This window comes from Modestobacter sp. VKM Ac-2983 (assembly GCF_026967885.1).
Lineage (GTDB): Bacteria > Actinomycetota > Actinomycetes > Mycobacteriales > Geodermatophilaceae > Modestobacter.
The window spans coordinates 15,504-33,244 of record NZ_JAPVBK010000002.1 but is presented as its reverse complement, the minus strand read 5'-3'; the positions used below and the strand labels follow the sequence as shown (position 1 = coordinate 33,244).

Here is a 17,741-nt window from a genome sequence, read left to right as displayed (position 1 = left end):
CTGCGGTGGAGCGTCCGGTCGAGGAGGCTGGTGGGGTGAGCACCAACAAGCAGAGCGGCAGCGGCTACGTCGAACCCGGCCAGGACTACCAGCGGGACCAGAACTACATCACCGACCGGATCACCGCCGACGGCGACAGCCGGTGGCCCGTGGAGGCCGGCCGGTACCGGCTGGTCATCGCCCGGGCGTGCCCGTGGGCCAACCGCGCGGCGATCGTCCGGCGGCTGCTCGGCCTGGAGCAGGCCATCTCCATGGGGATCTGCGGCCCCACCCACGACGAGCGCAGCTGGACCTTCGACCTCGACCCCGGCGGCCGCGACCCGGTGCTGGGGTACGAGCGGCTGCAGGAGGCGTTCTTCGCCCGCGACCCGGAGTACCCGCGCGGCATCACCGTCCCGGCGATGGTCGACATCCCCACCGGTGCAGTGGTGACCAACGACTTCAAGCAGATGACGCTGGACTTCTCCTCCGAGTGGACCGCCTTCCACCGCGACGGCGCCCCGGACCTCTACCCCGAGCACCTGCGGGCGGAGATGGACGAGGTGATCGAGCGGGTCTTCACCGAGGTGAACAACGGGGTCTACCGCTGCGGCTTCGCCGGGTCGCAGAGCGCCTACGACAAGGCCTACGAGCGGCTGTGGACGGCGATGGACTGGCTGGAGGAGCGGCTGACGACCCGCCGCTTCCTGATGGGCGAGACCATCACGGAGGCCGACGTCCGGCTGTTCACCACGCTGGCCCGGTTCGACGCCGTCTACCACGGCCACTTCAAGGCCAACCGCAACAAGCTGACCGAGCTGCCGGCGCTGTGGGGCTACGCCCGCGACCTGTTCCAGACCCCGGGCTTCGGTGACACCACCGACTTCCCGCAGATCAAGGAGCACTACTACGTGGTGCACGCCGACATCAACCCGACCCAGATCATCCCCATGGGCCCGGACACGTCGGTCTGGCTCACGCCGCACGGTCGCGAGGAGATGGGTGGCCGCCCGTTCGGCGACGGCACCCCGCCCGGCCCGCCGGTCGACGGTGAGGTCATCCCGCCCGAGCACGGCCCGGGCGGCATCGGCCACCGCTGAGCGCGCCGCGGCCCGGGACCCCTGGTTGGCTGACCACGGCGTCCCGGGCAGCGGAGCCCGCGGACCGAGGAGAGGTGGCGCAGTGGTGCACAGACTGATCGTCCAGTACGGCCAGCCGGCCGACCCGGCGGAGTTCGACCGGCACTACCGGGACGTGCACGTCGGCCTGGCCCAGGCCATCCCGGGCCTGCTCCGGTTCACCGCCGGGCACCCCCGGTCGATGGACCCCACCACCCTCGGCCCCTACCTGATCGCCGAACTGGACTTCGAGTCCGCCGACGCGATGGGTGCGGGCATGGGCTCCGAGGCCGGCCGGGCAGCCGGCGCCGACGTGGCCACCTTCGCCACCGGCGGTGCGTCCATGTCGAGCTTCGACCTGGACGACCTCAGCCCGGCCGGTTGACCCCACCGACGTGCTGACCGGCCGGCCGGACCTGGTGCTCCCCAGCGCCGGGCCCGACCCGCTGCCGTGGCCGACCGCGCTGGCCGCCGTCCTGGGGTACGCCCGGGGACGGCGGCCGCTGCGGTACCGCTCCCCCAACGAGCGCGACGGCCGGTGGGTGCAGGTGCCGGCCTTCGGCTACGCGCGCTTCGACGCCCGACCGGTGCCCGCCGGACCACTGGGCGACGAGGACGTGCTGGTGGCCGAGGGGCTGCACGGCCGGCTGGACCCCGACGCCTGGTCCACGGTCCGCGCTGCCCTCGATGCGGCCGAGCCCGTGGCCGCCGCCCTCGCCGGGCGTGCGGCCGGACGAGCCTTCTGGGAGCTGCCGGACGAGGAGTTCTCGGTCCTCGGTGAGCCGGGCACCGTCGGCGCCGCCCTGCGCGGTGTGGGCGAGCTCCCCGAACCCCAACGGCGGCACGTGGCGGCCGCGCTGCACCACCGCCGTCCCGACCTGGTGCCGCTGCTGCACCGCGCCACCTGGCTGCAGACGGTGCCGCACCTGCGGGAGGGCGACAGCGGGACGGCGGCGGTCGCCCACCGGGAGCTCCGTGCCAACGCGGTCGCCTTCGCCACGCTCGAGCAGGCGGCGGCCGAGCTGCTCGACGTCCCGCTGACCCGGCTGCGGTTGCACGACCTGCTGGTCTGGCTCAGCGGCACGTTGCGGCTGACCACCGCAGTGGCGCTGGGCGAGGCGACCGAGGAGTGGCGCCGGTCGCTCAGCGCGACCCGCTGAGCGACCGGCGGCTCGGACCAGCCGGGCGAGATCCCCGTCCCCGGGGGAGCAGACGGTGCGCCGTCGTTCAGCGGGCCGTGACGCAACGCCGGTTCCCGTGACCGGGGTCCGCTCCCCGGCTGACCTCGGCCGAGGGACACGAGCACAGTTCCTTGCACGGCGGTGCCGCCGGGGGCGGCGCCGGAGGCGAGGAGGCACCCATGTACGCACGGACGACCACCCTCCGCGGCAACCCGCGTGCCCTCGACGACGCGATCGAGTTCGTCCGGGACGAGTGGCTCCCGGCGACGACCGACCTCCCGGGCTGCACCGGGCTGTCGATGCTCGTCGGCCGGCGCACCGGTCGCTGCATCGTCACCAGCGGCTGGGCGGACGAGCAGGCGATGCTGGGCAGCGCCGAGGGCATGCGCCGCGACCGCGCCCGCCTCGGCCAGGTGTTCGGGGCCGTACCGGTGGTGGCGCAGTGGGAGGTCGCCGTCATGCACCGGGTGCAGCACACCGGTGACGACGCCGTCTGCCGGCTCATCTGGAGCTCCCGCCCGAGCCCCGCGGCGCTCGACGACGACGTCGCCACGTTCCGGATGGCCCTGCTCCCCCGGATCGAGGAGCTCACCGGCTTCTGCAGCGCCAACCTGATGATCGACCGGGTGTCCGGCAACACCGTGCTGGCCGTGGCCTACGCCGACCGGGACGCGATGCTGGTCGCCGGCCAGCGCGCCGACGCGCTGCGCACCGAGTACGCCCGGGCGATGGGCGGCCGGATCACCGAGGTCGCCGAGTTCGACCTGGCCGTCGCCCACCTGCGCATCCCCGAGACGGTGTAGCGCTCCGCTCCCTCACAGCACCCCGGGCTCCCTCACAGCACCCGGGTCAGGGCCGGCCAGAGGGCGTCGGGGCCGTCGGTGAGCAGCCCGGCTCCGAGCACCCGGGCCCACGCCGTCTCGGTGCCGGCCTCGTCCCGCCACGACCAGCAGCGCCGGGTGAGGTGGTGCAGCCGGTGCTCCTGGGTGAAACCGATCGCGCCGTGCACCTGGTGGGCCAGCCGGGCCACCACCTCCACGGCTGCCCCGGCGCGCACCTTGGCCGATGCCGCGGCCAGCACGAGCGACTCCCCACGCTCGACCGCCTGCACCGCGGCGTCGACCAGCGCCGCCACTGCCGTCACCTCCCCGGCCATCTCGGCCAGCTCCATCTGGATCGCCTGGAAACGGCCGAGCGGCCGGCCGAACTGCTGCCGCTCACCGGCGTACTGCACCGTCCAGGCCAGCACCTGCTGCAGCGCCGCCGACAGCTGCACCGCCCGGGCCAGCGCGTACCGGGCCCGCAGCTGCTCGGCAGCCGCGTCGGTCAGCAGCGCCCCGGCCGCGGTCACCCCCTGCAGCACCAGCGAGCCGCGCGGCTCCCCGGCCAGGTTCGCCGCGTGCGTGGTCTCCCGGCCGGTCACGTCGACCAGCGCGAGCACCGGCCCGACCGGGCTGCTGGCCAGGACGGCGAGGTGCTGGGCGACCCCGGCCCACGCGACGTCGGTCGCCGTGCCGGTCAGCGTCCAGCTGCCCGGGCCGTCGCCGTCGTCCCGCGGCTCGGCGGTGACCGCGCCGTCCACCGCGATGGACAACGGCTCGTCCGGGGAGGGCAGGTCGAGGCCGGCGGCCAGGACGGCGGGGGCGGCGACCAGCAGCTGCTCGGCCACCGGCACCGCCGCGGCCCCGGCGGCCAGCGCCCCCACGACCGCCACCGCGTCGGCGAGCTCACCGCCGGAGCCACCGGCCTCCTCGGGCAGCCCCACCCCGGTCAGCCCCGCCTCGGCCAGCGTCGACCACAGGCCGGCGTCCCACGGCCGCTCGGCGGTGAGCACGAACGGCTCGAACTTCGTCAGGACGTCCCGGACGGTCTCGACGACCAGGTCCACGTCGGAGGAGGTCATCGCAGTCCCAGCCCTCGTGCCACGATCCCGCGCAGGATCTCGTTGGTGCCGCCCCGCAGCGTGTAGCCGGGCGCGTGCAGCTGCGCCTCGGCCAGGGCCCGGCCCAGCGGGTCGGGTGAGTCCAGGGACGCCGGGACGTCGACCACCCGGCGCACCTCGTCGATCACGTCGGCCTCGAACGTCGTCCCGACGTCCTTGACCAGGGCGGCCGGGATGTCGGGGAGCTCACCGCGGTCCAGCGCCCCGGCGATCCGCAGCGACAACTGGCGCAGCGCGAGCAGCCGGGCCGACAGCCGGCCCAGGGTGGCCAGCTGTGCCGGGTCCCGGTCCTCGGCCGCACGCCGGGCGAACTCGGCGATCAGCGGGTAGGTCGACAGGAACCGCTCCGGCCCGGACCGCTCGAACGCCAGCTCGGCGGTCACCTGGTGCCAGCCGGCGCCCTCCTTCCCCAGCAGCATGTCGCCGGGGAGGACCACGTCCTCGAAGACCACCTCGTTGAAGTGGTGGCCGCCGTCCAGGATCCGGATCGGGTTCACGGTGATGCCGGGCAGCGACAGGTCGACCAGCAGCTGGGAGAGGCCCGCGTGCCGGTTGGCCGGGTCGGCGGGCGCGGTGCGGACCAGGGTGATCGCGTAGTGCGAGTGGTGCGCGTTCGACGTCCACACCTTCGCGCCGTTGACCACCCAGTCGCCGGCGCCGTTGCGGGTGGCCCGGGTGCGGATCGAGGCCAGGTCGGAGCCGCTGTCCGGCTCGCTCATCCCGATCACGAAGTAGCACTCCCCCGCCGCGATCCGCGGCAGGATCTCGGTGCGCTGCTCCTCGGTGCCGTAGCGCAGCAGGTTGGGGCCGGACTGCCGGTCGGCGATCCAGTGCGCTGCCACCGGCGCGCCGGCGGCCAGCAGCTCCTCGGTGACCGCGTAGCGCTCCATCGCCGTCCGCTCGTGCCCGCCGTACTGCTTCGGCCAGGTCATCCCCAGCCAGCCGCGCTCGCCGAGCTTGCGGGAGAACGCCGGGTCGACACCGGAGAGCCAGGTGTCCACGTGCGTGCTGAAGCTGCCGGCGGCCAGCTCGGCGGCCAGGAACTCACGCACCTCGGCCCGTACGTCCTCGGCGGCGGCCGATCGCGGCGCAGGCGCCAGCGTCAACGAGTTGCTGCCCATGCAGTGCTCCCCACGTCGGTGTGGTGCCCGGTCTCGCTGGGTCCGGTGTCGGTTCTACCGGCTGCGGTGTGTGCCGGCCCGCTGGGGGGCAGGGTGGCCGGGTGACCGATCCCTTCGCCCTCTCCCGGTTCGTCGACGCGCAGGACTCCGGCGGCAGCTACGACCAGGCGCTGGCCGAGCTGCGCGCCGGGCGGAAGACCAGCCACTGGATGTGGTTCGTCCTCCCCCAGCTCACCGGCCTCGGCAGCAGTGCGATGGCCCAGCGGTACGCGATCAGCGGGCTGGCCGAGGCCCGCGCGTACCTGGCCCACCCGGTGCTCGGGCCCCGGCTGCGCGAGTGCGCCGAGGCGCTGACCGCGCTGGACACCGACGACCCGGTCGCCGTCCTCGGGTCGATCGACGCGCAGAAGCTGCGCTCGTCGATGACGCTGTTCGCCCGGGCCGCCCCCGGTGAGCCGGTCTTCGCCGCCGTCCTGGACCAGTACTTCGCCGGTGCCGAGGACGCCGCGACGACGTCCCGGCTGTAGGACGCCCGCCGGCCCTACGGTGCCGCCATGACCGACGACACCCCCTGGGAACCGCCCTTCGCCGGCACGGAGGCCGAGCACCTGCTCGGCGCGCTGGACCGGCTGCGCACCACCTTCCGGTGGAAGGCCGCCGACCTGGACGCCGCCGGGCTGCAGACCCGGATCGGCGCGTCCACCCTCACCCTCGGCGGCCTGCTCAAGCACCTCGCGCTGGTGGAGGACGACTGCTCCACCGGCCGGTTGAGCGGCGCGCCGATCGGTGAGCCCTGGGAGTCGGAGTGGGCCGGCGGGGACTGGGCGTTCACCTCCGCCGCGGACGACTCCCCCGAGCGGCTCTACGCGGTGTGGGACGACGCCGTCGCACGGTCCCGCGCCCGGTGGGACGCCGCCCTGGCCGCCGGCGGGATGGACCAGCGGGCCGACCTGACCGGCCCGGACGGCGAGCACGCCGGCGTGCGCCGGCTGCTGTGCGACCTGGTCGAGGAGTACGGCCGGCACACCGGGCACGCCGACCTGCTCCGCGAGGCCGTCGACGGGCTGGTCGGCGAGGACCCGCCGCCCGGCTGGCACCCCCAGGTCGGCCGCCGCCCGATCGGCTGAGCGGGCGGCCGCACCTCGTCGTGGTCCATCCCTTGACCACGGGTGGCTAATGGCGTTAGGTTTCAGCTAACGTAATTAGCCACCTGGAGGACGACATGACCGAGCACCTGACCGTCGACGGCGGCACGATCGCCTACGAGGTGACCGGCGCCGGCCCGCTCGTCGTGCTCGCCCACGGCATGGGCGACAGCCGGGAGGCCTACCGGTTCCTCACCCCGCCGCTCGTCGCGGCCGGGTACCGGGTCGCCGCCGTGGACCTGCGGGGCTCCGGCGAGTCCAGCGTGGGCTGGGCGTCCTACACCCGGGCGGACATCGCCGGTGACCTCGTCGCCCTGGTGGACCACCTGGGCGGCCCGGCGGTGCTGGTCGGTCACTCCATCTCCGGTGGCGCCGTCACCATCGCCGCGGCGACGGCCCCCTCGTCGATCACCGCGGTGGTGGAGCTGGCGCCGTTCACCCGCACGCAGCAGATCGGGCTCGGCGACCTGCGGGTGGCCCGCTTCCGGCGCGGCATGCGGCACCTGCTCGGCACCGCACTGTTCGGCAGCACCGGGCAGTGGCGGAAGTACCTGACGGTCGCCTACCCCGGGCGGAAGCCGGCGGACTGGGACGCCCGCCTCGACCAGATCGAGGCGATGCTGCGCGAGCCGGGCCGGATGAAGGCCCTGCAGGACATGGGCAAGACGACTCCCGCGGACGCCGGTGCACAGCTGGGCAACGTCCGCTGCCCAGTGCTGGTCGTGGAGGGCACGCTGGACCCCGACTGGGCGTCCCCGCAGGCCGAGGGCGAGGCGATCGTGGCCGCGCTCCCGGCCGAGGTGGGGCGGCTGGAGATGATCGACGGTGCGGGGCACTACCCGCACGTCCAGTTCCCCGACCAGGTCAGTGCTCTGGTGCTGTCGTTCCTGGACTCCGTCCGTGCCTAGGGCCGGCCTCGACCAGGTCTCGGTCGTCGCGGCCGGCGCCGCGCTCGCCGACGAGGTGGGCTTCACGGGCCTGACCATGGGCGGGCTGGCCGAGCGGGTGGGCGTCCGGACGCCGTCGCTGTACAAGCACGTCACCAGCCAGGAGGACCTGAACCGCCAGATCGCCGCACTGGCCCTGGCCGAGGCGGCCGACGCGGTAGGCGCCGCCACCCAGGGCCGCTCGGGCCGGGACGCGCTCGCCGCCGCCGCCCACGCGTTCCGCGACTTCGTGCTGACCCACCCGGGCCGGTACGCCGCGACCATCGGCGTCGAGCCGACCGGTCCGGACGACCCGATCACGGTCGCTGGGCTGGGGTTGCTCGACTCGTTCTCCGCGGTGCTCCGGTCCTACGCCGTCCCGCCTGCGGAGATGGATCACGCGCTGCGCACGGTGCGCAGCTCCCTGCACGGTTTCGCCACCCTGCAGTCGGCGAACGGCTTCCAGTGGTCCGCCGACGTCGACGAGAGCCTCGAGTGGCTCATCGCCTTCCTGGACCGCGGCCTGCGGAGCGCCTCCCCGCAGTAGCCCGGGCGCCGTCCCACCCACCCACATGGCCATCGTGGTGGTCACACGATCCGGACGCGGAGGCGGCGGAAGCCGCGGCCCTTGTTCTCCACCTTCACCACCTCGACCCGGCCGACCATCGCCGTGGACGCCACGTGGGTGCCGCCGTCGGCCTGGGTGTCCAGCCCGACGATGTCCACGATCCGCACCACCTCGATGTCCGGCGGCAGCAGGTTGGTCGCGGTGCGGATGATGTCCGGGATCGCGAACGCCTCCTCCCGCGGCAGCTCCCGGACCTCGATCCGGCGGTCGGCGGCCAGCTCGGCGTTGACCGACTCGGCCACCCGGTCCTTGAAGTCGGCCGGCACCTCGGCGAGGTCGAAGTCCATCCGGGCGGTCAGCGGCTCCATGGTGCCGCCGGTGACGAGCGCGCCGAAGTCGCGGAAGACGACGCCGGTGAGCACGTGCAGCCCGGAGTGGGTGCGCATCAGCGCGGTCCGGCGCTCGTCGTCCAGCGCGCCGCGCACCGCCGTCCCGGCCGGGGGCAGCGGGTCACCCTCCTCGGGGACCAGGTAGAGCTCGTCGCCACGGCGGGTGCCGGCGATCCGGGTGCGCACCCCGCCCCACAACAGCACCCCCTGGTCCGGCGGCTGCCCGCCGCCGCCGGGGTAGAACGCGGAGCGGTCCAGCACGATCCCCTGCTCGGGGTCGGCGGCGACCACGGTGGCGTCCCACTCCCGCACGGTGGCGTCGGCGAGGTCGAGGCGGTGGGTGTGTCCGGCGTGCGCAGCGGCCATGCCGGCATCCTGCCCGCCCCCGGCCGGGCGCGGACCAGTCCAGCTGCAGTCCAGTCGGCCGGTCGGTCCGGGAAGACCAGCGCGGCACGTACGGTTGCCAGTCGCCGCAGCGCCCCGTCCGCGTGCCACCCCGTCCGAGGAGCAGCCGAAGTTGTCGAGCCCGTCCCAGGACGCCGCCCCCGAGCCGGCCGTCTCCGCCGAGCAGGCTGCCGTTGCCGACCTCTACCGACGGCTGGACGCCGCCCGCGAGCTGGCTGTGACCCGGTTCCGGCAGGCGCTGGCCAGCCCGGTGATCAACCCGCAGTCCCTCGGTGAGCGGGAGGCCGCCGCGCGGTTCCACTCGCAGCGGATCACCGCGCTGGACGCCGCTGACCACGGGCTGGTGATCGGCCGGCTGGACCGCCAGGAGCAGCCGGCCCCGCTCTACATCGGCCGGGTCGGTCTGCCCGCCGACGACCCCGCGGGCGACCCGGCGCTGGTCGACTGGCGGGCCCCGGCGTCCCGGCCGTTCTACACCGCGACGCCGTTCCGGCCCGAGGGCGTGGTGCGCCGCCGGCACATCCGCACCCGCAGCCGGGCGGTCACCGCGGTCAACGACGAGGTGCTCACCGTGCGCCCCGAGGAGACCGACGGGCCGGCGCTGACCGGCGAGGCGGCGCTGATGGCCGCGCTCACCGCCCAGCGCACCGGCCGGATGGCCGACATCGTGGCCACCATCCAGGCCGAGCAGGACGCGATCATCCGCAGCGACGCCCGCGGGGTGCTGGTCGTGCAGGGCGGCCCGGGCACCGGCAAGACGGCGGTCGCCCTGCACCGCGCCGCCTACCTGCTCTACACCCACCGCGACCGGCTGGCCCGCAGCGGGCTGCTCGTCGTCGGGCCCACGCCCACCTTCCTCCGCTACATCGCCGACGTGCTGCCCGCGCTCGGGGAGACCGGGGTGCTGCTCGCCGGGCTCGGCCAGCTGCGACCCGGGCTGGACGCGCGCGGCCAGGAGAGCCAGCAGGTGGCGGAGGCGAAGGGCCGGCTGGCGATGGTCGACGTGCTCAAGGCCGCCGTCCGCGACCGGGAGACGGTGCCCCGCGGCGTCCGGGAGCTGCGCATCGACGGTGTGTCGATCAAGCTGCGGTCGGTCGACCTCACCCGCTGCCGCACCGCCGGCCGCCGGGCGTCCCGGCTGCACAACCTGGGCCGGCCGACGTTCCGCCGGGCGGTGGTCGACCTGGTGGCGCAGCGCTACGCCGACCGGATCGGCGCCGACGTGCGCGGCGGCGGCAGCCTGCTGGACTCCCGGGACCTGGACGCGCTGCGCTCGGAGATCGCCGACGAGGCCGCCGTCCGGGCGCTGGTCGACGAGATGTGGCCGGTGCTCACCGCCGAGCAGTTGCTCGGCGACCTGCTCTCCTCCCCCGAGCGCATCGCGCGGGCGACCAAGGGCTGGACCGACGAGGACCGCGCACTCCTCGCCCGCCCGGCGGGGACACCGTGGACCCCGGCCGACGTGCCGCTGCTGGAGGAGGCCGACGAGCTCCTGGGGTACGACGACAGCGCCGACCGGGCCCGTGAGGCACGCCGTCGCCGGCAGGCCCGGGACGAGGCCCAGGACACCCTCGACCTGCTGTACGGCTCCCGGTCCACCGACCTCGACGACGACGAGGACGGGGAGGAGCTGACCGCCGGCGACCTGCTGGACGCCGAGATGCTCGCCGACCGCGAGGCCGAGGTGGACGTCCGGTCCGCGGCCGAGCGGGCCGCGACCGACCGCACCTGGACCTTCGGGCACGTGGTCGTCGACGAGGCGCAGGAGCTGTCGGCGATGACCTGGCGGCTGCTGGCCCGCAAGTGCCCGACCCGGTCGATGACGGTCGTCGGCGACCTGGCCCAGACCGGCAGCCTGGCCGGCGCCACCGACTGGGGCGCGGTGCTCACCCCGCACGCCGGCGTGCAGTGGCGGCTCGCCCAGCTGACGGTGAACTACCGCACCCCGGCGGAGGTCATGGCCGTCGCCGCCGACGTGCTGGCCGCCGGCGGGGCCGGCACCACCGCGCCGGAGTCGGTGCGCAGCACCGGGGTGCCGCCGGTCGCCGAGCGGGTGACCGAGGCGACCTTGCTCCCCCGCCTCGCCGACGTGACCGGGGAACTGGCCGCCGCCGGGGGCACGGTCGCCGTGATCGTGCCGCCGAGCCGGGTCGACGACGCCGTCGACTGCCTGCGCGCAGAGTGGCCGGCCGTCTCCAGCGGGCCGGCCGCGGACTCCTCCGCCGGGCCGGTCGTCCTGGTGCCCGCCGACGCCAAGGGCCTGGAGTTCGACTCCGTGCTGCTCGTCGACCCGGCCGCGGTGCTGGCCGAGGGCGTGCGCGGACACAGCGACCTGTACGTGGCGCTGACCCGGCCCACCCAACGGCTGACCGTGCTCCACCCCGGCGAGCTGCCCCGCGAACTCGACCGCCTCACCGAGCCCCAGCCGGTCGAGGCATAGGAAGCTGTTCACCCACTATCGGGACGGAAATCGGGTGGAAAGCCTCCTTTGCCTGGGGCGGGCCGGGGTCAGGCGACGTGGAGCACCTCGGCCACCGGGCGCCGGGCGGTCGTGACCTGGGTGCCCGACGGGCGGCCCAGCCGCAGCATCATCTGCGGGTGGCCGACGAGATCGAGCCGGGCGGTGAGCCGGTTGCGCACCCAGCCCTGGTCCAGCGCCTGGGTCAGCGGTGAGGCCGCCAGCCCGGCGTCGGTGATCGACAGCAGCAGCCGCCCCAGCGCCGTCCCGGCCCGCACCCAGGCAGCCCGGTCGTCGGCCGCGGTGCCCAGGAGGACGACGGAGGGGTGCTCGACCGGGGGTGGCGGGTCGTCGTCGGCCGGCGTCGCCGGCGCGTCGTGCGGTCCGCCACCACCGGCGAAGTCGCGGACCGGGGCGTTCGTCGCGCGGCCCTCCCTGGGCAGCGCTGCGACCGGCACGCCGTCCGGTGCGTCCAGGTCGGCGCGGGTCCACGCCTGCAGCTCGGCCAGGTAGGCCGGGTCGCGCAGCTCCTGCTGCTCGCCCTGGTCGAGCAGGACGGCGACCGCCGCCTCCTCCTCCACCCGGGTGATCGGCTTGAGCCACACGCCGTCCTGGCCGGCCTCGGCCTGCAGCTGGTCGACCAACCCGGCCGGCAGCGGCTCGGCGAGGAACGGCGCGCGGTCGGTGTGCCGGGAGTGGATCGCCGCAGCCAGCCGGACGTCGGAGGCGCTGGGCTCGGCCTGCCCCACCACCCGCACGGTGGCCAGGTGCTCGGGATCGGCCGGCTCAGGCAGCAGGTCGAGTTCGGTGGTGAAGCCGGAGGCACGCAGCGCCATCACCGCGAACTGCACGGCCACCCCGCAGCTGAGCACCTGCTGGCGGCCGGTGGGGTCGACCGCCGGCAGGGCCCGCGAGGTGTCGCGCCGCACCTCCAGCCGGTCGCCGGAGGCGATGAACGTCCAGGGCTGGGTGTTGTGGATCGACGGTGCCCGCACCGCCTGCTCCACGACCTGGGTCCACTGCGCCTGGTCCGGCATGTCGGTCTCCTGTCGCCCTCGGGTACGTCTCCCCCAGCCTCCCCGGCAACGGGCCGCAGGGCAGGGGCCGAAGGTCCCGGGTCAGGAGTCCCGGGTGAGCGCCAGCAGCGCGATGTCGTCGGCGCGGTGCGGGCCGGTCAGCTCCGCCAGCAACCGGTCGCAGAGCTCGTCGGCGCCCGCGTCCGCCCAGCGCTCGGCCGCCGCCCGGAGCCGGGCCAGGCCGGTGTCCAGGTCACTGGTGCGGCTCTCCACCAGACCGTCGGTGAACAGCAGCAGCGTGGCGCCCGCCGGCACCTCCCCGCTCCACTCGACGGCCGGCGCCGGCGGCGCCCCGAGCATCCGGCTGGGCACCACCGGCAGGTACTCCGCTCGCCCGTCGACGATCAGCAGCGGCGGCGGGTGGCCGGCCGAGGCGACGTGCAGCAGGCCGGAGGGCAGGTCGAGGGTGGCGAAGAGGGCCGTGGCCATCCGCTGCAGGCCGAGCAACGGCCAGCTGGCCTGCAACCGGTCGATGACGGCGGACGGCGCCGGCGCCTCCACCAGCAGCGCCCGGTACACGCTGCGCAGCTGGCCCATCGTCGCCGCCGCGGTGATGTCGTGGCCGACCACGTCACCGACGGCGATCGCCACGTGCTCGCCGGGCAGCGTCGCGACGTCGTAGAAGTCGCCGCCGATCTCCACACCGGAGGTGGCGGCCAGGTAGCGCACGGCGACGGTCATCCCCGGCACCGCGGGCGGGTGCGGCGGCAGCAGGGTGGCCTGCAGCGTGTGCGAGGTGCGCGACTCCAGCTCGTACCGCTGCGCCTTGCTGAGCACCAGGGCGACCTGGTGCGCCAGCTGCTCGACCACCTCGACGTCGGCGGCGGTGAACGGGCCGCGGCGCCGGTCGGCGCTCAGCGTGAGCGCGCCCAGCGACCGCCCGTCGGCGATCAGCGGGACGCTGACGATGCTGGCCAGCTCGAGCGCACGCACCGCCGCGAGTTCCCTGGGGTCGCGGACCACCGAGGCGAGCCAGGCGTCGTCCGGTGCGGTGAACCACTGGGTGCGGCCCTCCGCCAGCGCCCGGCGGGCCGGATGGGGCAGCTCCCGCGCCGGCGGCGCCCACTCGAGCAGGGTGTCGACCAGGTGCTGGCGGGCCGGGTCGCCGTGCCGGGCGACCACCCGACGGGCCCCGTGCTCGGTGACCAGGTCCAGCATGCACACGTCGGCCAGCCGCGGGACGGCCAGCTCTGCCAGCCGGTCCACCGTCTCGCCCACCCCGGCCGCCCCGGCCATCAGCCGGGCGGCGTCGAGGAGGAAGGCGGAGCGAACGGCCTGCCGGGTGGTCTCCTCGTGCAGCCGAGCGCGTTCCAGCGCCTGCCCGGCCTGCCGGCCCAGCGTCCAGAGCAGGTCGACGTCGCCGTCGGACAGCGCACCGGCCCGGGGCTCGTCCAGGTCGATCAGGTCGTCGGCCGAGCTGCCGAGACCGAGCAGCAGCACGCCCAGGCGCCGGGTGTCGGCGGACACCGGGACGACGGCGAGCGCGTGGAGGCCCGCCTCCTCCAGCGCGGTGGCGAGCTCGGGCCGCCGACCGTGCAGCCGCTCGTCGGGGACGACCACCCGCAGCCCCTCGGCCAGTTCCAGGGCGATCCGCCCGTCGGCCGCGGTGGCCAGCTGGTCCAGCAACGCGGCCGGCAGCCCGTCGCACCGGGCCACGACGAGCTCCGACCGGGTCCCGGCGTCGGCGGCGCTGCCGTCCGTGACGACCGGGCCGCCGGTGACCAGCAGCAGCGCGGCCCCACGGCTCCGCAGCGCCGTCCGCGCCTGCTGCACGACGACCGAGGCCACGTCGGCCACCGAGGTCGCGCCGGCCAGCTCGACGACGACCTGCTGCAGCGTCCGGGACCGGGTCTCGGAGAGCTCCGCGGCCCGGTGCGCAGTGAGGATCTCCCGCTCGTAGCGCCGCCGGGCGGTGGCCTCGAACATGGTCGCGCGGACCATCAGCGGCCGGCCCTCGGGATCCCGCAGCTCGACCGCGTTGACCAGGCAGGGCAGCACCGAGCCGTCCTCCCGGACGACGTCCAGCGCGACCTCGCGGACCGCGCCCTGCATCCGCAGCAGCGGTGCCAGGTGCGTGTCGTGGAAGACCTGCCCGCCGACGCTGAGGAGGTCGCGCAGCCGGGTGCGCAGCACCCGCTCGGCGGGGCGGCCCAGCCAGGTGCAGAGGGTGCGGTTGACCTTGACGATCGTCCCGTCCGGGAGCGTCGACAGGTAGCCGCAGGGCGCGTTCTCGTACAGGTCGGCCGGGTCGTCCTCGAGCAACTGGTCCAGCCGGGCCCGGTCGTCGTCCCCGCGGCGCCGGTCGAAGTCGGCCATGCGGGGCGCCGTCACGACCACGCCCGGATGGCGGCCGTGGTCTCCTCGGGTTCGCTCAGGTGCGGGCAGTGCCCGGTGGCGGTCAGCTGGGTGAAGGTCGAGCCGACGATCTGCTCGTGCACGTACCGACCGGCCGTCTCCGGCGCGATCACGTCCTCCGCACACTGCAGCACCAGGGTGGGCACGTCGACGCCGGACAGGTCGGCCCGGTTGTCGGAGAGGAAGGAGACCCGGGCGAACTGCCGAGCCACGTCCGGGTCGGTGCGGCAGAAGCTGTTGGTCAGCTCGGCAGCCAGCTCGGGCCGGTCCGGGTTGCCCATGATCACCGGCGCCATCGCGGTCGACCAGCCCAGGTGGTTGGCGTCCAGGTTGTCCAGCAGGTCCTTGACCTGGGCGCGGGAGAAGCCCCCGACGTAGTCGCCGTCGTCGACGTACCGGGCGCTGGGGCCGACCATGACCATCGCCCCGAACAGCTCGGGGGCCTGGGCGTGCGCGAGCACCCCGATCATGGCGCTGACCGAGTGCCCGACGAAGACGGCGTCGGTCAGCTCCAGGTCGCGCATGACGTCGACGACGTCCGCGGCGTAGCCACGCAGGGAGTTGTACTTCACCGGGTCGTAGGCCGAGAGGTCGGAGCGACCGAAGCCCACGTGGTCGAAGGTGACCACCTGGTGGTCCACCTCGAAGTCGGGGGTGATGAACCGCCACATGTTCTGGTCGCACCCGTAGCCGTGCGCGAACACCATCGGCCGCCCACCGGGTCGGCCGCTCACACGGACGTCGTGCCGCGTGCGGACGCTCATGCCGACGAACCTACGCGACCGGGGCGTTCCGGTACCAGCCTGCACACCCCGGTCAGCCGGGGCGGACGGCGGTGAGCACCACCCCACTGGCCGGTCGGGCCGGGATGCGGCGCAGCGAGATCTCCAGGTCCTGCGGCGGCAGGGTGTACTGCAGCCGGGCCAGCCGGACGGCGAGCGCCGACAGCAGCGCGACGGTGATGTCCTCCCCCGGGCAACGGTGCCCGGTCCGCGGGTCACCGGCCCCCTGTGGCACCAGCTCCCACGGGCCGATCCGGCGGACGGCGGCTCCGGCGCCCTCCCCGTCCAGGAACCGCTCGGGCCGGAAGGCGTAGGGCTCCGGGAAGAGCTCGGGGTCGTGGTTCTGCCCGAACAGGTCCAGCAGGACCATCGCCCCGGCGGGCACCGTCTCCCCCTCCCACTCGACCTCACGCGGCGACCGGCCGCCGATGAACGGGGCGAACGGGTAGTACCGCCGGACCTCGTGGGCCACCGCGGTGGCGAACGCCGGCTCGCCGGTGCGCAGCCGCTCCCGCACGTCCGGCCAGTGGTGCAGGGCGTGCGCCGTGAAGCCGACGAACCAGCAGACCGCGACGGTCGGCCGGATGACGTTGAGCACCTCCACCGCGGCCACCCGCGGCTCCAGCAGCTCCCCGTCGGAGTCACGGTGGCCGGCGACGACGTCGACCACCGAGCCCGCGGGCACGCTCTGCCGGCCGCTGCGCACCTCCTCGACGATCCCGGCCAGCCACGCCTCGCGCCGCTGGCGCACCCGGCGGGCCCGCCAGTGCCGGGGAGCGCCGGTGGCGAAGCCGTCGACCATGGTGGTGAGGTCGCGGGCCAGTGCCGGCAGCTCCTCGTCGCTCACCGGCACCGCCGCCCAGTCGCAGACCCCGCGGGTGAGCACCTCGGCGGCTGCGTCCATCAGCACGACCTGCGGCTGCTCCGCCCAGCGCTGCGCGGCCTCGTCCCAGGCGGTGGTGACCCGGTCGACCAGGTCGCCGATCCCCTCGCCCATCAGCAGGTCCACGAACATCGCCTTGCGCACCCGGTGGGGCTCGCCGTCGAGGGTGTGCACGGCCCCGTGACCGAACAGCGTGCTGACGACCGGCTCGGGCAGCGCGCCGCTGCGGCGCACGTTGCGCTCGTCGTAGAGGAAGCGGGCCCCACCGGCCCCCACGACGCCGAGGGTCGGGCGCCCCATCAACCGGGTGCGCACGCTGTCCCGGCCGACGGCGCGGCGCAGGTCGGGCAGCCAGGCGTAGCCCCTGGCCAACATCGGGATCGACTGGTCCAACCGGGGCATGCGGATCACGGCCGATGACGTGCCCATCACGCCGGCACGGAAACCAGAGGTCAGGGTCCTCCTGCGGGGCCACCCTGGTCGTGGCGCCGGAGTCGGCGAGCGGTCACCAGGGCCCCGCCTCCCTCGCCGGGACGTCGTCCGGCAGGAGCTCACCCCGGGCGGCCCGGGCGGCGGCGTAGGCCGGGCGCCGGAACCGGGCCATCGGCCCGTCGGCGGCCAACCCCGGCGGCGCGTGCAGGACGGGGTCGAAGTGCACGGCCGGGTCCGGTGGATCGGTGGGGCGCAGCAGGGTGATGCGGGCGAAGGGCTCGGCCGGACCACGGCCGATCGCCGCACAGAGGGCGATCGGCAGCCCGGGCCCGCGGGCGACCAGCCCGGCGCGGTCGGACGAGAGCCCCGACCACTCCGGGACGGCCGTCAGCCGCACCGGTCCGGCAGTGCTGCGGAAGGCCATGATCGAGCCGTACCGGCAACCGGCGTCCCGGCGCAGGACCGGCACCTGACGGCCCCACGGGCCGCTCCCGGTGGAGGAGAGGAGCAGGTCCACCGGCTGCGCCCCCGGCAGGCGCACCGCACAGCCGAGCAGGTCCGGCAGCGGTGGGGGCAGGCCCGCACCGCGGGAGAGCCGGACCAGGACGTCGTCGGTCCCGCGCGCGTGCAACCACGGGACACCGGTCTCCCGGAGCAGCCCCCAGCGCTCCATCCGCGCGGCGAAGAGCACCCCCCGCGGGTGCAGCGGCTTCGCCCGGCGGACGCGGGCCAGTGCCGCGAACGGGACGGCGGCCGCCCGGCCGGCGACCTCGGCGACGTGGACCATGCTGAGCGGGTTACCACCAGGCCGGTGGCCTCACGCCTGGGTTCGGGGCCCCTCCGGACCGGCGCCCCGTTGCGCGCGGCCGTGGGTGGTGCTGATCAGTGCCGGGTGGTGCCGCACTCGGCGCAGCGCTTGCGCGCGCCGGCGTTCTTGCGCCGGCAGTTCTCGCACGTCCAGAGCGTGCGTTCGATCGTGCG

General features: G+C 75.2%; 17 protein-coding genes. 9 read left to right on the top strand and 8 right to left on the bottom strand.

All coding sequences use genetic code 11. The features are described 5' to 3' along the window. Positions 1-35: 35 nt before the first annotated feature. From O2W18_RS06710 to O2W18_RS06695, 4 genes are all read left to right on the top strand, one after another. A complete protein-coding gene (locus tag O2W18_RS06710; protein ID WP_269186769.1) occupies positions 36-1,079 on the top strand; it encodes a glutathione S-transferase family protein in 1,044 nt (347 codons plus the stop codon). Positions 1,080-1,161: 82 nt separating this feature from the next. After that, entirely contained in the window at positions 1,162-1,482 is a 321-nt protein-coding gene (locus O2W18_RS06705; protein ID WP_269186768.1) for an EthD family reductase, read from the top strand. A gap of 10 nt (positions 1,483-1,492) precedes the next feature. Then, complete coding sequence (locus O2W18_RS06700) at positions 1,493-2,257, top strand: hypothetical protein (RefSeq protein ID WP_269186767.1); 765 nt, start codon at positions 1,493-1,495, stop codon at positions 2,255-2,257. 200 nt (positions 2,258-2,457) lie between these two features. Next, positions 2,458-3,081, top strand: coding sequence for a hypothetical protein (locus tag O2W18_RS06695; protein ID WP_269186766.1), 624 nt, complete (start codon positions 2,458-2,460; stop codon positions 3,079-3,081). 32 nt (positions 3,082-3,113) lie between these two features. Here the strand turns inward: O2W18_RS06695 and O2W18_RS06690 are convergent, their stop codons facing one another. Together O2W18_RS06690 and O2W18_RS06685 are read right to left on the bottom strand one after the other, a co-directional pair. Next, positions 3,114-4,181, bottom strand: a complete 1,068-nt coding sequence (locus tag O2W18_RS06690) for an acyl-CoA dehydrogenase family protein (protein ID WP_269186765.1) — start codon at positions 4,179-4,181, stop codon at positions 3,114-3,116. Continuing rightward, the gene (locus O2W18_RS06685) at positions 4,178-5,341 is read right to left on the bottom strand and encodes an acyl-CoA dehydrogenase family protein (RefSeq protein ID WP_269186764.1); all 1,164 of its coding nucleotides are present in this window, start codon (positions 5,339-5,341) and stop codon (positions 4,178-4,180) included. The genes O2W18_RS06690 and O2W18_RS06685 overlap by 4 nt, the downstream gene beginning before the upstream one ends. A gap of 101 nt (positions 5,342-5,442) precedes the next feature. Between O2W18_RS06685 and O2W18_RS06680 the strand changes: the two genes are divergently transcribed. The 4 genes from O2W18_RS06680 to O2W18_RS06665 all read left to right on the top strand — a co-directional run bounded on the left by O2W18_RS06680 (position 5,443) and on the right by O2W18_RS06665 (position 7,959). After that, positions 5,443-5,868 carry a DUF1810 domain-containing protein gene (locus O2W18_RS06680; protein ID WP_269186763.1) on the top strand — a complete coding sequence of 142 codons (426 nt, stop codon included), beginning with the start codon at positions 5,443-5,445 and terminating at the stop codon, positions 5,866-5,868. A gap of 27 nt (positions 5,869-5,895) precedes the next feature. Then, positions 5,896-6,468, top strand: a complete 573-nt coding sequence (locus tag O2W18_RS06675; protein WP_269186762.1) for a mycothiol transferase — start codon at positions 5,896-5,898, stop codon at positions 6,466-6,468. Positions 6,469-6,563: 95 nt separating this feature from the next. Then, positions 6,564-7,394, top strand: a complete 831-nt coding sequence (locus tag O2W18_RS06670) for an alpha/beta fold hydrolase (RefSeq protein WP_269186761.1) — start codon at positions 6,564-6,566, stop codon at positions 7,392-7,394. Continuing rightward, the gene (locus O2W18_RS06665) at positions 7,387-7,959 is read left to right on the top strand and encodes a TetR/AcrR family transcriptional regulator (protein ID WP_269186760.1); all 573 of its coding nucleotides are present in this window, start codon (positions 7,387-7,389) and stop codon (positions 7,957-7,959) included. Before O2W18_RS06670 ends, O2W18_RS06665 begins: the two co-directional genes overlap by 8 nt. A gap of 41 nt (positions 7,960-8,000) precedes the next feature. On the opposite strand, the gene O2W18_RS06660 is transcribed toward O2W18_RS06665, so the two are convergent. Next, complete coding sequence (locus O2W18_RS06660; RefSeq protein ID WP_269186759.1) at positions 8,001-8,735, bottom strand: alanyl-tRNA editing protein; 735 nt, start codon at positions 8,733-8,735, stop codon at positions 8,001-8,003. Positions 8,736-8,886: 151 nt separating this feature from the next. Between O2W18_RS06660 and O2W18_RS06655 the strand changes: the two genes are divergently transcribed. Further along, the gene (locus O2W18_RS06655; RefSeq protein ID WP_269186758.1) at positions 8,887-11,214 is read left to right on the top strand and encodes a HelD family protein; all 2,328 of its coding nucleotides are present in this window, start codon (positions 8,887-8,889) and stop codon (positions 11,212-11,214) included. A gap of 68 nt (positions 11,215-11,282) precedes the next feature. Here O2W18_RS06655 and O2W18_RS06650 read toward each other — a convergent pair whose 3' ends face one another. From O2W18_RS06650 to O2W18_RS06630, 5 genes are all read right to left on the bottom strand, one after another. Further along, a complete protein-coding gene (locus tag O2W18_RS06650) occupies positions 11,283-12,269 on the bottom strand; it encodes an Acg family FMN-binding oxidoreductase (protein ID WP_269186757.1) in 987 nt (328 codons plus the stop codon). Positions 12,270-12,350: 81 nt separating this feature from the next. Next, positions 12,351-14,624, bottom strand: a complete 2,274-nt coding sequence (locus tag O2W18_RS06645) for a SpoIIE family protein phosphatase (RefSeq protein WP_269186756.1) — start codon at positions 14,622-14,624, stop codon at positions 12,351-12,353. An 11-nt stretch (positions 14,625-14,635) separates the two neighbouring features. Further along, positions 14,636-15,427 carry an alpha/beta fold hydrolase gene (locus O2W18_RS06640; protein ID WP_269186755.1) on the bottom strand — a complete coding sequence of 264 codons (792 nt, stop codon included), beginning with the start codon at positions 15,425-15,427 and terminating at the stop codon, positions 14,636-14,638. A gap of 52 nt (positions 15,428-15,479) precedes the next feature. Further along, on the bottom strand, positions 15,480-16,730 hold the full coding sequence (locus O2W18_RS06635) for a cytochrome P450 (RefSeq protein WP_269186754.1): 1,251 nt from the start codon (positions 16,728-16,730) through the stop codon (positions 15,480-15,482). A gap of 103 nt (positions 16,731-16,833) precedes the next feature. After that, complete coding sequence (locus tag O2W18_RS06630) at positions 16,834-17,547, bottom strand: phosphodiesterase (RefSeq protein WP_269186753.1); 714 nt, start codon at positions 17,545-17,547, stop codon at positions 16,834-16,836. Between the last annotated feature and the right edge of the window lie 194 nt (positions 17,548-17,741).